At 65.4% G+C, this 20,081-nt stretch carries 18 protein-coding genes; all 18 read right to left on the reverse strand.

The features are described 5' to 3' along the window. Positions 1-125 precede the first annotated feature (125 nt). The 18 genes from AC6I21_RS09655 to rsmH all read right to left on the reverse strand — a co-directional run bounded on the left by AC6I21_RS09655 (position 126) and on the right by rsmH (position 19,998). On the reverse strand, positions 126-1,073 hold the full coding sequence (locus AC6I21_RS09655) for an RluA family pseudouridine synthase (protein WP_497762289.1): 948 nt from the start codon (positions 1,071-1,073) through the stop codon (positions 126-128). After that, positions 1,070-1,633, reverse strand: coding sequence for a signal peptidase II (lspA, locus tag AC6I21_RS09660; protein WP_497762290.1), 564 nt, complete (start codon positions 1,631-1,633; stop codon positions 1,070-1,072). Before lspA ends, AC6I21_RS09655 begins: the two co-directional genes overlap by 4 nt. Before the next feature lie 107 nt (positions 1,634-1,740). Then, a complete protein-coding gene (locus AC6I21_RS09665) occupies positions 1,741-2,475 on the reverse strand; it encodes a DivIVA domain-containing protein (RefSeq protein WP_054821023.1) in 735 nt (244 codons plus the stop codon). Between the two features lie 221 nt (positions 2,476-2,696). Further along, entirely contained in the window at positions 2,697-2,993 is a 297-nt protein-coding gene (locus tag AC6I21_RS09670) for a YggT family protein (RefSeq protein WP_138178055.1), read from the reverse strand. Between the two features lie 24 nt (positions 2,994-3,017). After that, the gene (locus tag AC6I21_RS09675; RefSeq protein WP_138178057.1) at positions 3,018-3,569 is read right to left on the reverse strand and encodes a cell division protein SepF; all 552 of its coding nucleotides are present in this window, start codon (positions 3,567-3,569) and stop codon (positions 3,018-3,020) included. Between the two features lie 122 nt (positions 3,570-3,691). After that, positions 3,692-4,414, reverse strand: a complete 723-nt coding sequence (pgeF, locus tag AC6I21_RS09680; RefSeq protein ID WP_497762291.1) for a peptidoglycan editing factor PgeF — start codon at positions 4,412-4,414, stop codon at positions 3,692-3,694. Between the two features lie 22 nt (positions 4,415-4,436). Continuing rightward, on the reverse strand, positions 4,437-5,621 hold the full coding sequence (gene ftsZ / locus AC6I21_RS09685) for a cell division protein FtsZ (RefSeq protein ID WP_138178061.1): 1,185 nt from the start codon (positions 5,619-5,621) through the stop codon (positions 4,437-4,439). 245 nt (positions 5,622-5,866) lie between these two features. Beyond that, the gene (locus AC6I21_RS09690) at positions 5,867-6,601 is read right to left on the reverse strand and encodes a cell division protein FtsQ/DivIB (RefSeq protein ID WP_138178063.1); all 735 of its coding nucleotides are present in this window, start codon (positions 6,599-6,601) and stop codon (positions 5,867-5,869) included. A gap of 14 nt (positions 6,602-6,615) precedes the next feature. Continuing rightward, positions 6,616-8,019, reverse strand: a complete 1,404-nt coding sequence (gene murC, locus AC6I21_RS09695; protein ID WP_396276874.1) for a UDP-N-acetylmuramate--L-alanine ligase — start codon at positions 8,017-8,019, stop codon at positions 6,616-6,618. Between the two features lie 2 nt (positions 8,020-8,021). After that, entirely contained in the window at positions 8,022-9,176 is a 1,155-nt protein-coding gene (gene murG, locus AC6I21_RS09700; RefSeq protein ID WP_497762292.1) for an undecaprenyldiphospho-muramoylpentapeptide beta-N-acetylglucosaminyltransferase, read from the reverse strand. Positions 9,177-9,287: 111 nt separating this feature from the next. Then, complete coding sequence (locus AC6I21_RS09705) at positions 9,288-10,523, reverse strand: FtsW/RodA/SpoVE family cell cycle protein (RefSeq protein ID WP_497762293.1); 1,236 nt, start codon at positions 10,521-10,523, stop codon at positions 9,288-9,290. Between the two features lie 30 nt (positions 10,524-10,553). Beyond that, a complete protein-coding gene (gene murD / locus AC6I21_RS09710) occupies positions 10,554-12,131 on the reverse strand; it encodes a UDP-N-acetylmuramoyl-L-alanine--D-glutamate ligase (protein ID WP_497762294.1) in 1,578 nt (525 codons plus the stop codon). Next, positions 12,113-13,216, reverse strand: a complete 1,104-nt coding sequence (mraY, locus tag AC6I21_RS09715) for a phospho-N-acetylmuramoyl-pentapeptide-transferase (protein WP_138178069.1) — start codon at positions 13,214-13,216, stop codon at positions 12,113-12,115. Before mraY ends, murD begins: the two co-directional genes overlap by 19 nt. After that, positions 13,213-14,670, reverse strand: a complete 1,458-nt coding sequence (locus AC6I21_RS09720) for a UDP-N-acetylmuramoyl-tripeptide--D-alanyl-D-alanine ligase (RefSeq protein WP_497762295.1) — start codon at positions 14,668-14,670, stop codon at positions 13,213-13,215. The genes mraY and AC6I21_RS09720 overlap by 4 nt, the downstream gene beginning before the upstream one ends. Before the next feature lie 28 nt (positions 14,671-14,698). Then, on the reverse strand, positions 14,699-16,309 hold the full coding sequence (locus tag AC6I21_RS09725) for a UDP-N-acetylmuramoyl-L-alanyl-D-glutamate--2,6-diaminopimelate ligase (RefSeq protein WP_497762296.1): 1,611 nt from the start codon (positions 16,307-16,309) through the stop codon (positions 14,699-14,701). Beyond that, on the reverse strand, positions 16,303-18,120 hold the full coding sequence (locus AC6I21_RS09730) for a peptidoglycan D,D-transpeptidase FtsI family protein (protein ID WP_497762297.1): 1,818 nt from the start codon (positions 18,118-18,120) through the stop codon (positions 16,303-16,305). The genes AC6I21_RS09725 and AC6I21_RS09730 overlap by 7 nt, the downstream gene beginning before the upstream one ends. 74 nt (positions 18,121-18,194) lie before the next feature. Continuing rightward, positions 18,195-18,962, reverse strand: a complete 768-nt coding sequence (ftsL, locus tag AC6I21_RS09735; protein WP_497762298.1) for a cell division protein FtsL — start codon at positions 18,960-18,962, stop codon at positions 18,195-18,197. 43 nt (positions 18,963-19,005) lie between these two features. Continuing rightward, complete coding sequence (gene rsmH, locus AC6I21_RS09740) at positions 19,006-19,998, reverse strand: 16S rRNA (cytosine(1402)-N(4))-methyltransferase RsmH (RefSeq protein WP_343832672.1); 993 nt, start codon at positions 19,996-19,998, stop codon at positions 19,006-19,008. Positions 19,999-20,081: the final 83 nt, after the last annotated feature.

The raw sequence follows: 20,081 nt of genomic DNA on the forward strand, positions 1-20,081 counted from the left end.
CTAGCCCTCGGCCCGCGCGGAATCAGCTCGGGCGCGGGTTGGGAAAAGCCACACTCGAGGAGGCGGTTTTTGCCATGGACCCGGCACGCTCCGCATAAGGAAACCGCTGGGTGTGGCAACAAAAACTAGTAGGTGCCTTCGCGCAACAGTTCCAGGGCCCCCGCCAGGTCTGCCGGGTATTCGCTGACGAATTCGATCCATTGCCCGGTAGCCGGATGGGCGAACCCCAGCTGATGGGCGTGCAGCCATTGACGCGTCAGGCCCAGCGCGGCCGCGAGCTTTGGATCGGCGCCGTAGGTCTGATCCCCGGCGCACGGATGACCGAACGCGGAGAAATGCACACGGATCTGGTGGGTTCGTCCGGTTTCCAGTTCGACCTCGACCAGGCTGGCCCGGCCAAAGGCCTCCTCCACCTTGTAGTGGGTGACCGAGTTGCGCCCGCCATCAAGGACCGCGAACTTCCATTCGAAACCCGGATGCCGGCCGATGGGCGCGTCGATCGTCCCTTCCAGGGGGTCGGGCAGACCCTGGACGACCGCATGGTAGATCTTCTTTGGGGTGCGTTCCTTGAACGCCCGCTTCAGCTCCGTGTAGGCCAGCTCGGTTTTTGCCACCACCATCAGGCCGCTGGTCCCCACGTCCAGCCGGTGCACAATCCCCTGCCGTTCCGGGGCACCGGAGGTGGAGATGTTGTAGCCCTCGGCGGCCAAGGCCCCGACGACGGTGGGTCCGACCCACCCGGGTGAGGGGTGGGCGGCTACGCCCACCGGCTTGTCGATCACCACGAAGTGTTCGTCATCGGCGATGATCTTTAGGTTCTCCACCCGTTCCACCCTCACTTTCAGTGGGTCTTCTTTGGCCGGCAGGTTGACCACCAGCTGGTCCCCCGCCTTGAGCTTCGGGGATTTGCTGATGGTCCTTGCATTGACTTGCACCTGTTCGCTGCGGCACAGTTCGGTGGCCTCGACCCGTGGGATTTGCAGCTGCCGGGCGATGAAAACATCGGCCCGACTTCCCTGGTCTTCGTCCGGGACCAGCAGTCGGTGCACTGCGGCGGGGCGATCCTGGCTCATTGTGGTTGATCCGTTCCCGTGGCCGTCTGGGTATTCTTGCCGGCTCCGTTCATCGGGACGTCACGCAGCAGCAGGATCGCCACCACGATCATCGAGCAGACGATGAAGGAGTCGGCGACGTTGAAGATGGCAAAGCCCGGTACGGAAATCATGTCGACGACGTGTCCGAAGCCCAGGCCGGGAGCACGGAAGATCCGGTCAATGAGGTTTCCACCGACTCCTCCCAGCAGCGCGCCGAGGGTCAGCGCCCAGGACAGGGTGCGCACCTTGCGGATCAGCAGGTAGATCACGTAGCAGAAGACGGCGGCCTGCAGCAGCGCGAAGACGATGGTGAAGTTCTCTCCGAAGGAGAACGCGGCGCCGGGATTCAGGATGTAGTGGATGTTCAGGATCCCGGGGATCACAGGAACCGACTCGCCCAGTTGCATCGTTGATTCGATATAGAGCTTGGTTCCCTGATCCAGGATCAGGGCCAGCACGGCCAGGCCAAAGCCCAGTGCGAGGAACCTGCCGGCGGAGCGGCGGGGATCCGGGGCGGCCGCGGGTGAGTTGTTTTCCATTCGTACCCTTTGTCAACGACGTGTTAAACGACAACGGTGGTGACCGGATGTCCGGTCACCACCGTCAACTGTACTGACTAGCTTTTCAAGTCAGCAAAACCGGTTGGTTAGCTGTTCTTGGTCGTGCTGTCGATCGATGCCTGGGACTCCAGGTCACGCAGCTGGCCTTCGATGTAGGTCTTCAGGCGGGCACGGTAGTCGCGCTCGAAGCCTCGCAGCTGTTCCAGCTTGCGTTCCAGGACGGACTTCTGCTGCTCCAGGGCCGAGAGAGTCTTGCGGCTCTTCTCCTCGGCCTCGGTGACCATGGTGTTGGCTTCGGTCTTGGCGTCAGCGATGATCTTGTCGCGCTGCTCCACACCGGAGGCCACGTACTCATCGTGCAGACGCTGTGCCATGGCAAGCACGTTGGCTGCGGATTCCGCGGTGTCGGTCCGGGCACCGGTTTCGGCTGCCGGAGCGGCCTTCGGAGCCTCGGTCTTCTTTTCCTCGGCAGGCTTGGCAGCAGGTGCCTCGGCCTTCTTCTGCTCGGCAGGCTTTGCAGCTGCGTCGGCCTTCTTCTCCTCGGCAGGCTTGGCAGCAGGTGCCTCGGCCTTCTTTTCCTCGGTGGGCTTGGCAGTCGGGGCTGCTGCCACCGGGGCCGGCACGGACTGCTCCTTGGAGGAGGAAACATCCTCACCCAGGGCAGACAGGCGGCGGCGGAGCTCGTCGTTCTCAGCGTTCAGGCGACGCAGTTCTACGACGATCTCGTCGAGGAAATCATCTACCTCGTCCTGGTCGTAGCCTTCGCGGAACTTGGTCGGCTGAAACCGCTTATTGACTACGTCTTCTGGCGTCAAAGCCATTGGGTCACCTCAATACTGGGATCTCTTCCGCACGACCTAGGTTGCCCTGCGAAACACTTACCTTGTTCAATACTACGACCGGTGTAGTCGAAGCACCATTTTTTAAAGGATATAACGTTTTGGTCACTAAACACGAAAACGACATCTAGTGGCCGTGTCATTCATTTTGAACCTACCGCGTCAGCCCCGTAAGGACAATCTGCGAACAGGTTCGACAAACACTAAATTCCGACGCTGTACCCGAGATTGCCGACGATCGCCTTGGCGATCACGACGACGATGAACAGCACCAGAAAAGACAGGTCCAAGCGTATTCCGCCCAAGTCAAGGGGTTTAATACGCTTGCGCAGCCAACGCAGTGGCGGGTCGGTGATCGTTACCACGACCGTGGCTGCGACCAGAGCAATTCCCTTCGGGCTCCAGTGCCGGGCAAAACTTTCAGTAACATCCAACACAATTCTCATTAACAGCAGAATTTGAAGAATGCTCAGCGCGAGATAAAGAATCCCGAATAGCATCGTGGCGTTCTCGCTCCTTGGCGGTTAGCTCTGATTGAAGAAAGTTGCCTGGGCTTCGGACTGCTTACGGTCCTCGCCCAGCACCTCTACAGTAGCCGGTGAGAGAAGGAACACCTTATTGGTGACGCGTTCGATGGAGCCATGCAGGGCGAAAACCAGTCCTGCGGAGAAATCTACGAGGCGCTTGGCATCGGTTTCGCCCATGTCGGTGACGTTCATAATCACCGGGATACCGTCACGGAAGTTCTCACCAATGATTTTGGCATCATTGTAAGAACGAGGGTGCACGGTTGTAATCTGACGCAATTCGGAATCCTCATCCCTAACCGAAGGGGCACGTTTGATGGGAGTGACAGGAGCCCGGTACTCGGTTTCCTGCTCATACTGATCTGGTTGCGGAATCGCTGCTCGGGCAGCAGGGGTTGGGCCTGCTGCTTCGGTCGGTCGCTGGGGAGCTTCCTCTTCCACGACTCGCACCTGGGCGCGCTGCTCAGGCTCGCGGGCAGGAGCTTCCTCGTGCTCGACCGCATCGGCCAAGCCAAGGTAGACCATTGCTTTACGTAGTCCGTCCGCCACGATACTCTCCTCGTTTCCCGTACATGCAACCCCAGTGCATGATTCCGCTAGTTCGACGCTACCGCACTGGATTCGGGTAGCAACGTAAATCTGTTCAATTCTCTGCGGTGTGTCGCAGGGAGCTAGTTTTCTCGCCAGATGATGCCGGCGAAGCGGCCGCTGTGACGGTCCCGACGGTAGGAGTAGTACTCCGGATTTTCCAGGGTACATATCCCACTGTTGCGCACCTCGACGGCCAGATCGCGAAGTTGCCCCGCGGCGGCCCTTGGCAGGTCCAAGGCCGGGGTGTCCCAGCTGGTGATGCTGCCGATGCCCGGCACCCGCGCCTCTGACTCCTCGAGCATTTCGTTCGGCACCTCGTAGCAGCGCCCGCAGATGGCCGGGCCGATAACGGCCTCAATGCGGGTGGAACCCAGCTCGGTGAGCTGCTTGACGGTTTCGGACAGGATTCCGTCCAGTAGTCCCCGGCGTCCGGCGTGAACCGCGGCGGTGGCGCTGGAGTTGTTCTGCGGGTTGTGCCCAACGAACAGCACCGGCAGGCAGTCGGCGACCATGACGGCCAAGGGCGTTGTCCCCGTGGGGCTGATCAGCCCGTCACAGGTGGCCGCCGCGCTTTCCGCGCCTTGCTGTTCGGCACGCTGTTCGGCGTTTAGCACGGTGGCCGAGTGAACCTGGTTCATGAAGGTCAGGGAAAAGCTTCGAACCCCGATCCGCTCCTCCAGCCTGGCGCGGTTGGCCCGCACCTGTTGCGGGTCGTCATTCACGTGCAGGGCGAGGTTGCCCTCGGCCTGCGAGGTGAATGCCAGGTGGATCTGCGGATCGAGGTTCGATGCGTAATGTAGCACTGCGTTCAGGTTCCGGTGCGGACTACTTCAGGAAGTCCGGCACGTCCAGATCGTCATTGGAGCCGTTCAGGTCCGAATCGACAACGTCGGGAAGGTCCTGGAAGTCCCTGGAGGATTCCGATTCGGGCTTGCGCTCGGGGATGGCGGCGGCGACGGGCTTCTCGGCTGGCTTGGCCGAGACGCTCTCCGCGGCCGCTTCAGCCGGCGGCGGGGTGGTGATCGACTGGGCCGGCAGCTTCGCCATTGGCTTGCTGGTGGCATCCACGGAGTCGAAGCCGGCGGCGATCACGGTTACGCGTGCCTCATCACCCAGGGCGTCGTCGATGACGGCACCGAAGATGATGTTGGCTTCGGGGTGGGCCACTTCCTGGACCAGGCGGGCTGCCTCGTTGATTTCGAACAGGCCGAGGTCCGAGCCGCCCTGGATGGACAGCAGCACGCCATGGGCGCCGTCGATGGAGGCTTCCAGCAGCGGGGAGGCGATCGCCAGTTCGGCGGCCTTGACCGCGCGGTCCTCACCGCGGGCCGAGCCGATGCCCATCAGCGCCGAGCCGGCACCCTGCATCACCGACTTCACGTCGGCGAAGTCGAGGTTGATCAGGCCCGAGGTGGTGATCAGGTCGGTGATGCCCTGCACACCGGAGAGCAGCACCTGGTCAGCCTGGCGGAAGGCGTCAAGCACCGAGACGTTGCGGTCCGAGATGGACAGCAGTCGGTCGTTCGGGATGACGATCAGGGTGTCGACTTCGTCGCGCAGCGCCTCGATGCCAGCCTCGGCGGAGTTCGCACGGCGGCGGCCTTCGAAGGTGAAGGGACGGGTGACCACACCAATGGTCAGTGCGCCCAGCGAGCGGGCGATGCGGGCCACGACCGGGGCGCCACCGGTGCCGGTGCCGCCGCCTTCGCCGGCGGTCACGAAGACCATGTCCGCACCGCGCAGGACGTCTTCGATCTCCTCGACGTGGTCCTCGGCCGCCTGACGACCAACATCCGGGTTGGCGCCGGCACCCAGGCCGCGAGTTAGTTCGCGTCCCACGTCGAGCTTCACGTCGGCGTCGCTCATGAGCAGTGCCTGGGCGTCGGTGTTGATGGCGATGAATTCAACGCCCTTCAACCCGACTTCGATCATTCGATTGACCGCGTTTACACCGCCACCGCCGATGCCGACGACTTTAATGACCGCGAGGTAATTCTGTGGAGCTGCCACGTCCCGCTTCCCTTGTTAGTTGTGCTACATGAATCACGAAACCAGCGCGAAACCTTCACCCTTAGCCTTAAGGTTTGGCTTCTGTCAAGCTATCGTTATAAGAACGCTATGAGTCGCGCCGGTCTAGTGCAACGACCGCTTGGGGGCGTGTCGTTTTCTACTACGTTCCATCTTTCCAGAATTTTCGCCCAAGTTGCTTCTCCCACACCCACGGCGCGCCAGTTAATGCGGGCAATCCGCGACGCCTAGTAGGTCACCGGATTTTCCGGATTGGAGATGTCCACCACCTTGGGCGGGTTGCTGGACGCGGATAGCTCCTTTAGGAAAATCTGGGCGACTTCGTTCTTCAGCTCTGGCTTGTCTCCCTCACCCCAGATCAGCGTGCGTTTCTTGGGAAGGTTCAGTTCCACGAAGTCCGCCTGGGTCAGTGTCGCGGAGCTCACCTGTTCCAGAACCTTGTTGTCGATGGTGCTCAAAACACCGGTCAACAGCTTGAAGGCTTCGGGATCCTTGGTGCGTTCCGAGGCCGTGATGCCCGGTAATTTATATTTTGCGTCCTTGCCCACTTTTTTCAGTTTGCGCCCGTCCGCGGCCACCAGGTAGCGGTCCTTGCCCTCGATGAGCACCGCCACCGGCTCTGCCTCCACGAGCTCCACCTTCAGGGTGTCGGGCATCTGGGCGCGCACGACCACCTCATCCAACGCCGGCTCCTGCCCGATCAGCTCCATCACCTTGGATTCGGAGATCCGCGGCAACGGGGTGCCTTCCAGGCTGGAGAGGCGTTCGGTGACCTTCTGCTCGTCAATCAGCTTGGTGCCGGTGACCTGGATGTGCTTGGCCGCCAGCACCGGGCTGAAGCTGAGCACCAACACCGCGGCCAGGCTGAGCAACACCACCGCTCCGGCGACGATCAGCATCACCCGGCGGCGTTTCCTCTCCGGCGGTTCGGGCAGCGGCAGGACTTTTGCGCTTTGGTTCATGGTCCTCCCGCCGCTTAGTCCTGCTGTTCGCGCATGGCCTGGACAATGCGCGGGCCCAGGTGGGTTACGTCCCCGGCGCCGATGGTCATGATCACGTCCCCGGGAGCCGCGGATTCCACGACCCGCACAATGGCCTGCTCGTTGTCCAGCACCGCGCTGGGCACCTCGATGCGGTCGGCAATCAGCTCGCTAGTGACCCCCTCGATCGGATCCTCCCGGGCGGCATAGATGTCCAGCACGCTGACCGTGTCGGCCAGGGAGAGCGCCTCGGCGAACTGCCGGTAGAACTCGTAGGTGCGGCTAAACAGGTGTGGCTGGAAGATGACATGCAGCTCCCCCTCGTCGGCGACGGCCCGCCCGGCGCGCAGCGCCGCGGCCACCTCGGTCGGGTGGTGGGCGTAGTCGTCGTAGACGCGGATGGAGGCGACCTCGCCCTTGAATTCAAAGCGGCGGGCCGCTCCGGTGAAGCTGGCCAGCGCGTCCAGCGCCTCCTCGACCTCCAGCCCCACGTGCATGCCCACGGCCAGGGCGGCGGCGGCGTTGAGCAGGTTGTGCTCGCCGGGGATGGCCAGGTTCAGCTCGTGCTCCTGCCCGCTGCCCCATTCCACGGTGGCCACGAAGCGTTCCCCGACCGGGTGGGCGTCGCTGAGCCGGCGGTCGGCGGTGTCGGAGAAACCATAGGTCTGCACCCGCAGTCCGGGCCGCTCGCGGCGCATGGTGCGCGCCAGCGCGGCGGCGCCGGGATCATCGGCGCAGCAGATCAGCAGCCCGTCCTCGGGCAGCAGCCGGGCAAAGTCCTCGAACGCCCGGTGCACGGCCTCTGCGGTGATGTAGTGGTCCAGGTGGTCGGCTTCGATGTTGGTGACCACGATGACGTCGGGCCGGTAGTTCAGGAACGAGCCGTCGGATTCGTCGGCTTCGGCCACAAAGATCGATCCCCGGCCCAGTTCGGCGTTCACCCCGAGGCTGGCGATGTTGGCGCCGACCGCGAAGCTGGGGCTGGTCCCGGCGGTGCGCAGCATGTGCGCGGTCAGCGCGGTGGTGGTGGTCTTGCCGTGGGTGCCGGCCACGGTGACCGTGTGGTGTCCGGCCATGGTGGCGGCCAGTCCCTCGGAGCGGTGCAGGATCCGCAGCCCGCGGGCGACGGCCTCATCGTATTCGGGGTTGCCCGGCTTGATGATCGAGGAGATGACCACCGTCTGCGCGTCCTGCAGGTTCTGCGGGTCGTAGCCGACGTGCACGCGCGCCCCGCGCTCTTCCAGCTCCCGCAGGACCGGCAGGTCCTTCGCGTCGCTGCCGGAGACCGTGACGCCGGCATCCAGCAGCAGCCGGGCCACGGCCGAGACCCCGACCCCGCCGATTCCCATCAGGTGGACCTTGCCCAAATCCGAGACCTTGTGCTGCATTTGCTGCGCCATTGCTACCCTTCCTCAGTGTTCTGCCCGCCGGCGGTGCCGGTGGTGTCCTGCCCGGCCGCGCCCGCTTCGATTTCCTCGATGACCATGCGGGCCATCACCTCGGCCGCGTCGCGCCGGCCCTGCCCCGCCGCGGCCCGGGCCATCTCCTGCAGCCGCGTCGCGTCGGAGAGCAGCGGCAGCACGGATTGGCGCACGTAGTCGGGGGTGAAGTTGGCATCCTCGACCAGCAGCGCGCCGCCGGCGGCGACCAGTTCACGGGCGTTGAGTTTTTGCTCGCCGTTGCCGATGGGCAACGGCACCAGGACGGAGGGCACCCCGGCCACCGCCAGCTCGCACACCGTTCCGGCGCCGGAACGGCACACCATCAAATCCGCGGCGGCGTAGGCGTAGTCCATGCGGTCCACGTACTCCACCTGCGTGTACCCTTCGGCGCGCAGCAGCTGCCCGGAGTCATCAAGCACCGGCTTGCCGCGCCCGGTGATGTGCACGGTGTGGATCCCGGCCGCGGCCAGCGCCGGCAGGGCGGCGGCGATGGTCCGGTTGATGTTCAGCGCCCCGGAGGAACCGCCGGTGACCATCAGCACCGGGGCCTGGGTGTTCAGTCCAAAGTGCTGCCGGGCCTGCTCGCGCAGCGCCGCACGGTCCATGCGGGCCACGTTCGAGCGCATCGGCATCCCGATCTGTGTGGCGTTGGGCAGCCCGGTGCCGGCGAACGTGGTGGCCACGACCTTGGCGGTCTTGGCGCCCAGCTTGTTGGCCATGCCGGCCACCGAGTTCGCCTCGTGCACGAAGATCGGCAGCTTCAGGCGCCGGGCGGCCAGGTAGGCCGGGGTGCACACGTAGCCGCCCACCCCGATCAGCCCCTGGGCCTGTTGCTCGCCCAGGATCTTGGCGGCCTGGCGCACGGCGGCCGGGAAGGCGAACGGGAAGCGGAACAGGCTCGGGGAGATCGAGCGGGGCATGGGCACCTTGGGGATCAGTTCCAGGCGGTAGCCGGCCTCGGGCACCAGCCGCGTTTCCAGGCCCCCGGCGGTGCCGATCGCGGTGATCTGCGCGTCGGGACGCTCATCGCGGATCGCGTCGGCGATGGCGAGCATCGGTGAGATGTGTCCGGCGGTCCCCCCGCCGGCGACCACAAGTTTCATGGGCTCACTCATGATGCTGGGCTAACTCCTTGTGCTTGGTGGAGGCAGTGCGCGCACTGCCCGGATGGGCCGGATGGCGCACCGGCCGGGCGGCGGCTTTCACCCCGCCCGGGGCTGTGCCTTCTATTCTGCCGTCTTTGGCGCGGAAAGCGGGGCCTTGGGCTCGGCGCGTTTCTGGTCGCGCGCTGCCGAGAGCACATATCCCATGGCCAGGGTGACGGCGAGCATGGCCGAACCGCCGGAGGAAATGAACGGCAGCGGCACGCCGATCACCGGCAGCAACCCGCTGACGGTGCCCAGGTTGATGAAGGACTGGCCAATAACCCAGGCCATCAGGCAGGCCATCAGGATGCGGGTGTACAGGTCGGTGGCGCGCACCGCAATCCGGTACATGGCCAGGGCCAGCAGGCCGAAGAGGATCAGCACCAGCAGCACCCCCAGGAAGCCGAACTCCTCGCCCAGGATGGAGAAGATGAAGTCGTTCTGCGCCTCTGGCACATAGGACCACTTCATGCGCGACTGTCCCGGGCCGACCCCGAACCAGCCGCCGGAGGCGAAGGCCTGGATGCCCATGGAGGACTGGTAGCAGATCGCGTCCCCCGGGCCGCAGTCGATGCCCAGCCAGGCCAGGATGCGCGAACGGCGGTTTTCCGAGAGCATGACCATCCCGGAGACACCGACCAGCCCGACCGCCCCGATGCCCAGCAGCAGCTTCATCCGCAGCCCGGCCATGAACATGGCGGTGGCGATGATCATGATCAGCACCAGGCCGGTGCCCACGTCGCGCCCGACCAGCACCAGGCCCAGGATGCCCACCCCGACCGGGAAGGCGACCGGGATCATGATGTGCTTGTAGTCGTGCAGCAGTGACTGCTTCTTCTCCAGCATGTAGGCGGAGAACACGGCCAGCGCCAGTTTGGCGAACTCACTGGGCTGCATGCCGATTCCGGCCACGCGCAGCCAGTTGCGGTTGCCCAGCACGGTGTGCCCCAGCGGGGTGAAGGCCACCGCGAACAGCGCCGCCCCGGCCAGCAGGATCGCCGGCACGGCGGCCTTGCGCAGCGTGGCGGGCTTGAAGAACTGCATGGCGAGCATCGCGGCGATGCCCACCCCGGCGAAGACTGCCTGGTTCAGGGCGACGGTGAACCCGTCCTGCCCGCGGGCGATGGCCTCCACCGAGGCCGAGGACTGCACCATCAGCACCCCGAAGACGGCCAGCGCGATCGTGGAGACCATCACCAGGGTGTAGTCGATCGATGCGCTGGTGCGGCTGCCGGACTCGATGCGCCCCAGCACCCGTTGCGGCCACGGGGGCCTGGGCGTGGTGCCGTTACGCGGTGTTGAGGTGCGCTTGTTCACCGGTGTCCTCCCCCGTTGCCTGTTGCCTGGTTAGTTGCCTTCTCCGCTCTCATCTGCCGGGTCCGGGGCTGCCGGATCGGTGGTGAGCGGGTCGTGTTCCATCAGATCACTGACCGCGCTGATGAACGCGTTGCCACGCTGCGCGTAGGAAGTGAATTGGTCGATGGAGGCCGCGGCCGGGGCCATCAGCACCGTATCCCCGGCGGTGGCCAGGGTGTGGGCCCGGCGCACCGCTCGGGTCATCACGGCCGGCCCGGCCGGCAGGGTTCCGTCCGCAGCGGTGGCGGCCGCGGTGATGTCCTCGACGGGGACCGCCGGGGCGTGCTTGGCCAGGGCCTGACGCAGGGCGTCGTCGTCGGTGCCGATCAGCAGCACGTGGCGCAGCCGAGCGGCGTGCTTGGCCACCAGCTGGTGGTAGTCCACGCCCTTGGAGACTCCCCCGGCGATCCACACCACCTTGGTGAAGGCGCTCAGCGAGGCGTCGGTGGCGTGCGGGTTGGTGGCCTTGGAGTCATTGATCCACAGGATGTCCTCGCTCCGGGCGACCGCCTGGATGCGGTGGGCCCCGGCGTCAAAGCCGCCCAGCCCCCGGGCCACGGCTTCGGCCGGCACCCCGTAGGCGCGGGCCAGGGCCGCGGCGGCGGCGGCGTTCGCGGCGGTGTGCCGGGGAACAATTTCCCCGATCTGCTCCAGGGCGACCAGTTCCACCGCGGAGCTGTGCCGTTCCTCGATGAAGGCGCGGTCCACCAGCAGCCCCTCGACGATGCCCACCATGGACACCGCCGGGGTGTTGGTGGTGAAGCCGATGGCGCGGCAGCCCTCGATCACCTCGGCGTTTTCCACCATCGTGATCGTTTCTTCCTGCTCCACGTTGAAGATCGCGGCGATCTGGGTGCGCGCGTAGATCTTGGCCTTGTCGGCCTTGTACGCCTCAAAGCTGCCGTGCCAGTCCACATGGTCCTCGGCCAGGTTCAGCACCACGGAGGCCAGCGGGGAGATCGAATGGGTGAAGTGCAGCTGGAAGCTGGACAGCTCCACCACCAGGACCTCAAAGCCCTGCGGGTCGCGCACGGCGTCCAGGATCGGGGTGCCGACGTTGCCCACCGCAATCGCCTTCTTGCCGGCGGCCAGCAGGATCGATTCGGTCATGCCCACGGTGGTGGTCTTGCCGTTGGTGCCGGTCACCACCAGCCACTTCGGGGCCGGGCGGCCGGCGCGGGTCTGCACCCGCCAGGCCAGTTCCACGTCGCCCCAGATCGGGATGCCGGCTTCCGCGGCCTCGGCCAGCACCGGGTGGCGCGGGTTCCAGCCCGGGGAGGCGATGACCAGCTCGGGCTGCTGCCCGTCCACCTGCGGCAGCCCGGTGACGTGCTCGGCCCCCAGCAGCACCTGCTGGGCCCCGACGATCTTCAGCGTGTCGGCGCGCTGCACGTTCACCGCGTCCTCGCGCCCGTCCACGACGGTGACCAGGGCGCCGAGTTCGATCAGGGTGTCGGCGGCGGAGAAGCCGGACAGGCCCAGGCCCGCCACGACCACGCGCAGGCCCTTCCAGTTCGCATCCCAGCTGGTTAGTTCGTCCAGACGTTCACTCACAGTGCCACAACCCATTCAGAGTAGAAGAGCCCCAGCCCGGCGGCGACGAACAGCCCGGCCAAGATCCAGAAACGGACCACCACGTTCTCCTCGGACCAGCCGGAGAGCTCAAAGTGGTGCTGCAGCGGTGCCATCTTGAAGACGCGCTTGCCGCCGGAGAGCTTGAAGTAGCCGACCTGGATGATCACCGACAGGGCGATCATCACGAACAGCCCGGCGATGATGACCAGCAGCAGCTGGGTGCGCGAGAGGATCGCCATCGCGGCGACCGCGCCGCCGATGGCCAGCGAACCGGTGTCCCCCATGAAGATCTTCGCCGGCTTGGCGTTCCACCACAGGAAGGCGACCAGGGCGCCGGAGATTGTGGCGCCCAGCAGCGCCAGGTCCAGCGGGTCGCGCACGGTGTAGCAGACCTGGGCGGGGGTGGGGATGGTGCAGGCCTGGTTCTGCTGCCAGATGCCCATCAGGGTGTAGGCGCCAAAAACCATGATGGAGGCGCCAGTGGCCAGCCCGTCCAGCCCGTCGGTGAGGTTCACTCCGTTGGTGGTGGCGGTGACAATGAAGTTCGACCAGATCACGAACAGCACCAGCCCCAGCATCGGGCCGGCGAAGGCCAGGTCGATGTTGGTGTCGCGCAGGAAGGAGATGGCGGTGGAGGCCGGGGTCAGGCCCTTGTCGTTGGGGAACTGCAGGGCCAGCACGGAGAAGCTGACGCCCACCACGGCCTGCAGCACGATCTTCTGCCAGGCGCGCAGCCCCAGGGAACGCTTCTTGGCGATCTTGATGAAGTCATCCAGGAAGCCGACCAGGCCCATCCCGCCAAAGAGCAGCAGCACCAGCAGACCGCTGGGGGTGATGCCGGCGCTGGCCCGGCCCAACAGGGCCAGGATGCCGTGGGTGGCGAAGTAGCTGATGAACACGCTCAGCACGATCACCACACCGCCCATGGTGGGGGTGCCGGACTTGACCGAGTGCGAGTTCGGTCCGTCGTCGCGGACGACCTGGCCGTATTGCTTCTTGGTCAGCAGGCGGATGTACAGCGGCATGACCACCATGGTCAGCACCAGGGCGATGCCTGCCCCCAAAATTAATGCGATCACGCTTTGCGGCCTTCCTTTACCTCTGCGGCAATCTCATCTCCGAGGAAACGCAGCCCCGCACCGTTTGATGACTTGAACAAGACAATGTCTCCGGGTTCCAGCTGCTCGTTCAGCAGCTGTCGTGCCTCGTCGAGGTCTTCAACATAGTGGGCTTCCTCTCCCCAGCTGCCCTCCAGGACCGCCGAGTTGTAGGCCGGTTTGGCTTCACGGCCCACGACCACCAGCTTCTTGATGTTCATGCGCACGGCCAGGCGTCCGAGCTTGTCGTGCTCCAGCACCGAATCCGGGCCAAGTTCCAGCATGGAGCCAAGCACGGCCCAGGTTCGCCGGGCCACCCCCTGCTCGTTGGGCAGGCCCAGTTCGGCCAGGGTGATCAGGGCGGCGCGCATCGAGTCGGGGTTCGCGTTGTACGCATCGTTGATGATGCTCACCCCGTCGGCGCGTTCAATGCGCTCCATGCGCCAGCGGCTGCCGGCCTGCAGGCCGTCGAGGGTCGCGGCGATCTGCGCCGGGGCCAGGCCCAGCACGTAGGCGGCGCTGGCGGCGGCGGTGATGTTGGTGACGTGGTGCCTGCCCAGCAGTCCGCTGGTGATCCGGTGGGTGGAGCCGTCCGGGAAGTTCAGCACCAGACTGAGCCGGCCGTTGGCGTCGGTGTCGGCCTCGCTCGCCCACACGGCCGCATTCGCCGGGGCCTGGTTGGCGGCACCGAAGTACTGCACGTCGGCTTCGGTGCGCGAGGCCATGCGGGCCACCCGCGGGTCTTCGACGTTCAGCAGCGCGGTCCCGTTGGCGGGCAGCGCCTCAACGAGTTCGCCCTTGGCCTTCTCGATGTTCTCCACCCCGCCGAACTCGCCGGCGTGGGCGCTGCCGACGCAGAGCACCACGCCCAGCTGCGGCTTGACCATGCCGGTCAGGTAGGTCAGGTGTCCGATCCCGGTGGCGCCCATTTCCACGACCAGGTACTTGGTCTCTTCGGTGGCGCTGAAGATGGTCAGCGGGACCCCGACCTCGCCGTTGTAGGAGCCGATCGGTGAAACGGTGGGGCCGGAGGTGGACAGCAGGGCCGCCAGCAGGTCCTTGGTGGTGGTCTTGCCGGCCGAACCGGTGATGCCCACGACGACCGCGTCGTTGCGTTCCTTGAGGAACTCGACGATGTGGGCGGCAATCGAGCCCATCGCCTCCACCGCGTCCGGCACGATGATCGCCGGGTGCGGCTGACGCTGTTCGGTCAAGGTTTCGCGTTCGGCCAGGGCGGCGATCGCCCCGGCCTGCAGCGCCTGGTCGATGAAGGCGTGCCCGTCGGAGAATTCGCCGGGCTTGGCAACGAACAGCGCCCCGGCGCCGACCTCGCGCGAGTCGGTGGTGACGGAGCTGATGACCCCGGCCGGGTCCAGGCTCTGGCTCGCCCGACCGCCGGTGATATCAAGGATTTGTTGGATGGACAGTTCAATCATGGCATTTAGGACTTTACACTCAGGCGGGTTAGTCAATCGTCTGTGCGATCGGCGAAAGGGGCGTGAATCCGTGTTTCGACAGCGCCTGGGCCAGCTCCTGGCGGTCATCCAGCGCAACGTCGATTCCGGCGACTTCTTGGCTAACTTCGTGTCCGCGCCCGGCCACGAGGATGGCGTCGGCCGGGTTGGCCAAACTCACAGCGAACTCCACGGCGGCATCGCGTGGCGCGACGTTGTACAGCTTGACGCCGTGGCCGCCCGCGTCGATTTCCGCCTGGGCGCCGGCGGCCACCTGTTCGCGGATCTGCGCCGGGTCCTCGTCGTGCGGGTCGTCGTCGGTGACGATGACGATGTCGGCGTTGCGTACCGCCACCGCGCCCATGTCCGGGCGTTTGGTGGTGTCCCGTTCCCCGGTGGCCCCGAAGACGATGATGCGCCGTCCCCCGTCGCCGGGGCGCAGTGAACCCAGCGCCTTGATCAGCGCATCGGAGTTGTGGGCAAAGTCGACCACGGCCACCGGCTGCTCGCTGATGACCTGCATCCGCCCCGGCACCGACAGGGAAAGCGGGTCGTGGGCGTCAAGCACCTGCTGCAGCCGCTCGGGGTCGACCCCGCTGGCCAGGACCATGCACACGGCCAGGGCCGCGTTGGCGACGTTGAACAGGCCCGGCAGCCCGGTGCGCAGCGCCAGGCGCTGTCCGTCGCGGTGGCGCAGTGTGAAGGCGTGGCCCAGCCCGCTGGGGGCCAGCTCGTCCACCACCCACTGGGCGGCCGGGTTAGCGGCGTCCAGGCTGAGCGTGGTCACCGGGACGCGGGCGTTCTCCGCCAGTTTGCGGCCGTACTGGTCATCGACGAGCACCACGGCCTGCTCGCAGCGTTCGGGTTCAAAGAGCCTGGCCTTGGTGGCGAAGTACTCTTCCATGGACCCGTGCAGGTCCAGGTGGTCCTGGGTGAGGTTGGTGTATCCGGCGACGGCGAACTTCAGCCCGGCCACCCGGTTGTAGCTCAGCGAGTGGCTGGAGACCTCCATGGCCACCGCCTGCACGTCCTGCTCCCCCATCCGGGCCAGCAGGCCGTGCAGCTGGGTGGATTCGGGGGTGGTGAGCACGCTGGGGATGATGCGCCCGCGAACGGACATTTCGATGGTTCCGATCAGCCCGGTGTTGCGGCCCAGGGCCTCCAGCAGGGAGCGGATCATGAAGGTGGTGGTGGTCTTGCCGTTGGTGCCGGTGACCCCGAAGAGCTCCGGCGTGCCGGCATCGGTGCCGTAGACGGCGGCGGCTGCGGTGGCGGCGATGGCCCGTACGTCCGGGACGATGCCCATCGGCACCTGGGCCTGGCTGCCGATCAGCTCCTGTCCGGCGGCGTCGGTGATGACCGCCAGCGCCCCATTGGCCAGGGCGTCGGGGAGGAACTGGGCACCGTGGCGCTTGGCCCCGGAAATCGCCAGGAACACGTCCCCGGGCTGCACGGTCTGCGGGTTCAGGCTCACGCCGGTCAGTTCCAGGTCCTGCTCGGCGCCGGAGGTGCTCTGCGCCTGGACGGCGGCGCACAGTCGGGCCCAGGAGATCGCCGTGCGGGCCGTGGGGCGCAGGTGGCGTTCGAGCTCGCGCGGTGATTCCGGCTGGTGGTTTACCAAGGTTTCTTCTGTTCCTTACCGACAAAGACGTTATAGGTATCGGGTTCCGTGGAGGACGGGGGCACGTTGAAGGTGTTCAGCGTGTGGCTCATTACCTCGGTGAAGGTGTCGGCCACCGAGAAGTTGCGCCAATTGCCCTTGGGCCGGTACATGGTGGCAACGACCACGAACTGCGGATCATCCAGCGGGGCGACCCCGGCGAAGGAATAGGTGTAGCCGTCGTAGCCGCCGGATTCGCCGGCGGCCTGACCGGTACCGGTCTTGCCGCCCACGCGGTAACCCGGAATCTTCATTTTAGTACCGGTGCCCTCTTCGACGACCGATTCCATGAGTTTGAGCATCTCTTGTGCTGTTGACTTCTTCACAACCCGCGTGTTCTGCCCGGCTTCGGGCTTCTCCTCGGTGCCGTCGGGGTTGACGTAGCTCTCAATCAGGCTCGGCGGGATGCGCACCCCGCCGTTGGCCAGGGTCTGGAAAATGGAGGCGGTGTGCAGCACGGTCTGCGAGTAACCCTGGCCGAACATGGTGGTGTACTGCTGACGGCGGTCCCAGGCCTTCGGCTCGGCCAGCAGGCCCTTGCTCGCCCCGTTCAGGCCAAGCTGGATTGCGTCACCCAGCCCGAACTTGCGCATGTACTCGTAGCGTTCCTGGTTGCTCAACTTTTCGCCGACCATCACCGTGCCGGTGTTGTAGGAGCGGGCGAAGATGCCAGAGACGGTCATGTCATAGGTGGCGTGCGGCAGGGAGTCGTTGATGGTCTCCTTGCTCACCGTGTACTTGTTCGGCACCCGGAATTCGTCGGTGGGCTTGACCTTCCCGGCGTCGATGGCCGCGGCGAAGGTGGCGGCCTTGCCGGTGGAGCCGGGCTCGAAGGCGCGGGTGATGGACACCGAGCGGCGGAACTCCCCGGGGGTGGCCCCCGGATTGTTCGGATCCAGCTGGGCGGAGTCCCCGATGGCAAGGATCTTTGCATCCTTGACCCCGAGCACTACGACCGAGACCCATTCGGCGTTGAATTCCGCGCGCTTCTTCTCGGCTTCGCGCTGGGCGACGAAGTTGATGTCCGAGTCAATGGTCAGCTTCACGTCCTGGCCGTCCACGGCCGGGACTTCCTCGCTGTCGGCGACGGCGATGCGCACCCCGTCGGCCCCCACTTCAATCTTGCGGCTGCCGTCGGTGCCGCGCAGGCGCTGCTCCTGGCTCAGCTCAAGGCCCTCGGCACCGACCACGGACGTCTGGTCCTCGGAGTTGCGCACGAAGCCCAGCAGCGGTCCGGCGATGACACCCTGCGGGTACTGGCGCTCACTGCGCAGCTGGGAGATCAGGCGCGGAACCCCGACTTCCATGACCTCGTTCTTGATCTCGGGGGTAACGCCCTTGGCGACAACCACGTACCCCTTGGGCTTTTCCCCGTCCTCGGGACGGATCGCATCGGAGACCTGCTCGACATCCTGGTCCAGGATTTCGGCGATCTCCTTGGCGGCCTGCTCGTAGGTGATCTTTTCGCGCTCATTCGATCCGTCGCGCTTCTTGCGCGAGATCATGTCCTTCTGCTCGCGCTGGTCGATCACCAGGTCGTAGCGGTCCACGCTGACAGCCAGCGTGGTGCCGTTGCGGTCGACGATCGAGCCGCGGGTCGGGGTGATGACCTGTTCGCGCATGCGGTTGTCCTGCGCGGTCTGGGCAACCTGTGCGGCATTGATGCCCTGGACATAGAACAGCCGCCCGGCGATGGCCAACAGCGCGGCCAGGGACAGGATGAGCACCAGCCGCATCCGGCGCTTCGCTGTATCAATGCTCGTTGAGTTCACGCTCCAGCTCTTTCCCCTCAACTTCATTTCCGACAGCGAATCCTGCCGCCATATTCAAGCTTAGAAAGCGATTCCTAGTTTGCCGGGGATTTGATCGACGGTGCCGGGATCGAGCCGCCGTTCAGCTCCTTGTCCTCGAATACCGGGCGCCCGTCGCTGCCCTTCTCACGTGCCGTTTCCTCGGCGGCCGGGGCCTTGGAGGATTCCTTGGGCTCGCTTTGCTGTGGCGCGTCGGATTCGGTCTTGGCTTCACCGGCCTCCGCTTCGCTGGAGGAGCCGGCCGTGGCTTCCTTTTCCTTGTTCGCCTTGGCCACGCGGGCGCTTTCGGCGTCATCGCTGGCCTTGGAGCGGATGTTCTCCCCCGGCAGCGGCAGGCTTGCGTAGTCGGCGTGCGCGGCGGAATCCTTGGAGGCCGACTCGGCTTCCTTGCTGATCTTGCCGTCTTCCAGGTCAACCAAACCCGGGGCGGCCGGGGCCACCAGCCCAAGTTCCTTGGCACGCTTGGCCAAGGTCTGCGGGGCGGCCAGGGACTGCGCTTCCTTCAGCAGGGCCTGATTTTCCTGTGACAGCTCGCGTTCCTGATGACGCAGCGACACCATTTCGTACTGGCGCTGGGCCACGGAGGTGTTCAGCAGAACCAGGGTGACGATCACCGCGAAGGCCAGCAATGCGAGCACGGAGACCATGACCACCAGCGGGCGACGGCGCTTCGGGCTGGTGTTGGGCACCAGGGACAACGTCGTGCGCTGTTTCGGATCAACGAACGGAACTTCGCTGGCGGCCACCGGTTCGGGGCGCGCCGATTTGGCGGTGGCGCCCTCAACCACGGGTTGGGCAGTCATAGCTGCGGTCCTCGGCAGACGTCGCGGGGCACGTTGGCTCATGCTAGCTCCTCTTCAGGATGCGCTCCACGGCCCGCAGGCGGGCCGAGGCGGCGCGAGGGTTTTCAGCGATTTCCTGTTCACTTGGCTTCTCGGTCCCCTTGGTGAGGACCTTGAATTCCGCTTTGTGCTCTTCGAGCTCAACGGGGAACCCCGGGGGTGCCGAGGACGTTGAACCCTGCACAAAAAATCTCTTGGTGATCTTGTCTTCCAGCGAGTGGTAGCTCATGACCACAATTCGGCCACCCACGTTCAGGGCGCCCATGGAGGCCGGAATGGCGCGCTCAAGCACATCAAGTTCCTCGTTGACCGCGATGCGCAGCGCCTGGAAGGTTCGTTTGGCCGGATGACCGGAGTTACGGGCAGCGGCTGCGGGAACCACCGAGCGGATGACCTCCACCAGCTGGGCTGTCGTGCTGATGCGCGCGTCCTGGCGCTGCTGAACAATGGCCGAGGCAATACGCCCGGCGAACTTCTCTTCGCCCCATTGGCGGATGATCCGCTGCAGCTCACCGCGGTCCAGGTCGTTCACCAGGTCCTCCGCGGTGGGTCCCACAGAGGTGTCCATGCGCATATCTAAGGGGGCGTCGTATGAATACGCGAATCCGCGTTCCCGCTCGTCCAGCTGCAGTGAAGAGACACCGAGGTCAAAGAGCACCCCGTCAATGCCGGTAAAGCCAAGGTCCTGGACCACGTCGGCGATTTCGTCGTAGACCGCGTGGACCAGGTCGATGCGGTCGGCGAAGGGCTCAAGACGGGCTCCGGCCAAGGCCAGCGCTTGTTCGTCACGGTCCAGCCCAATGAGGTGTACGTTCTCGAAGCGTTGCAGGATGGCCTCTGAATGCCCTCCCATGCCCAGCGTGCAGTCCACGACGACGGCGCGGCGATTCTCCGCATTGGCCCGCTCAATACCCGGAGCGAGCAAGTTCAGGCAACGGTCCTTAAGGACGGGAATATGCCGCTCGGATGTTGGACGTTCTTCGCCGCTAACCGGCATAGTGCCCCCTTTCGCCGTGTCGTGTGCTGGGATCAGATCCCCCTCCAACCCAAAAGCCGGTGTTCGGTTCTGGCTCCGGGGAA

Source organism: Glutamicibacter sp. St.4D3 (assembly GCF_059728615.1).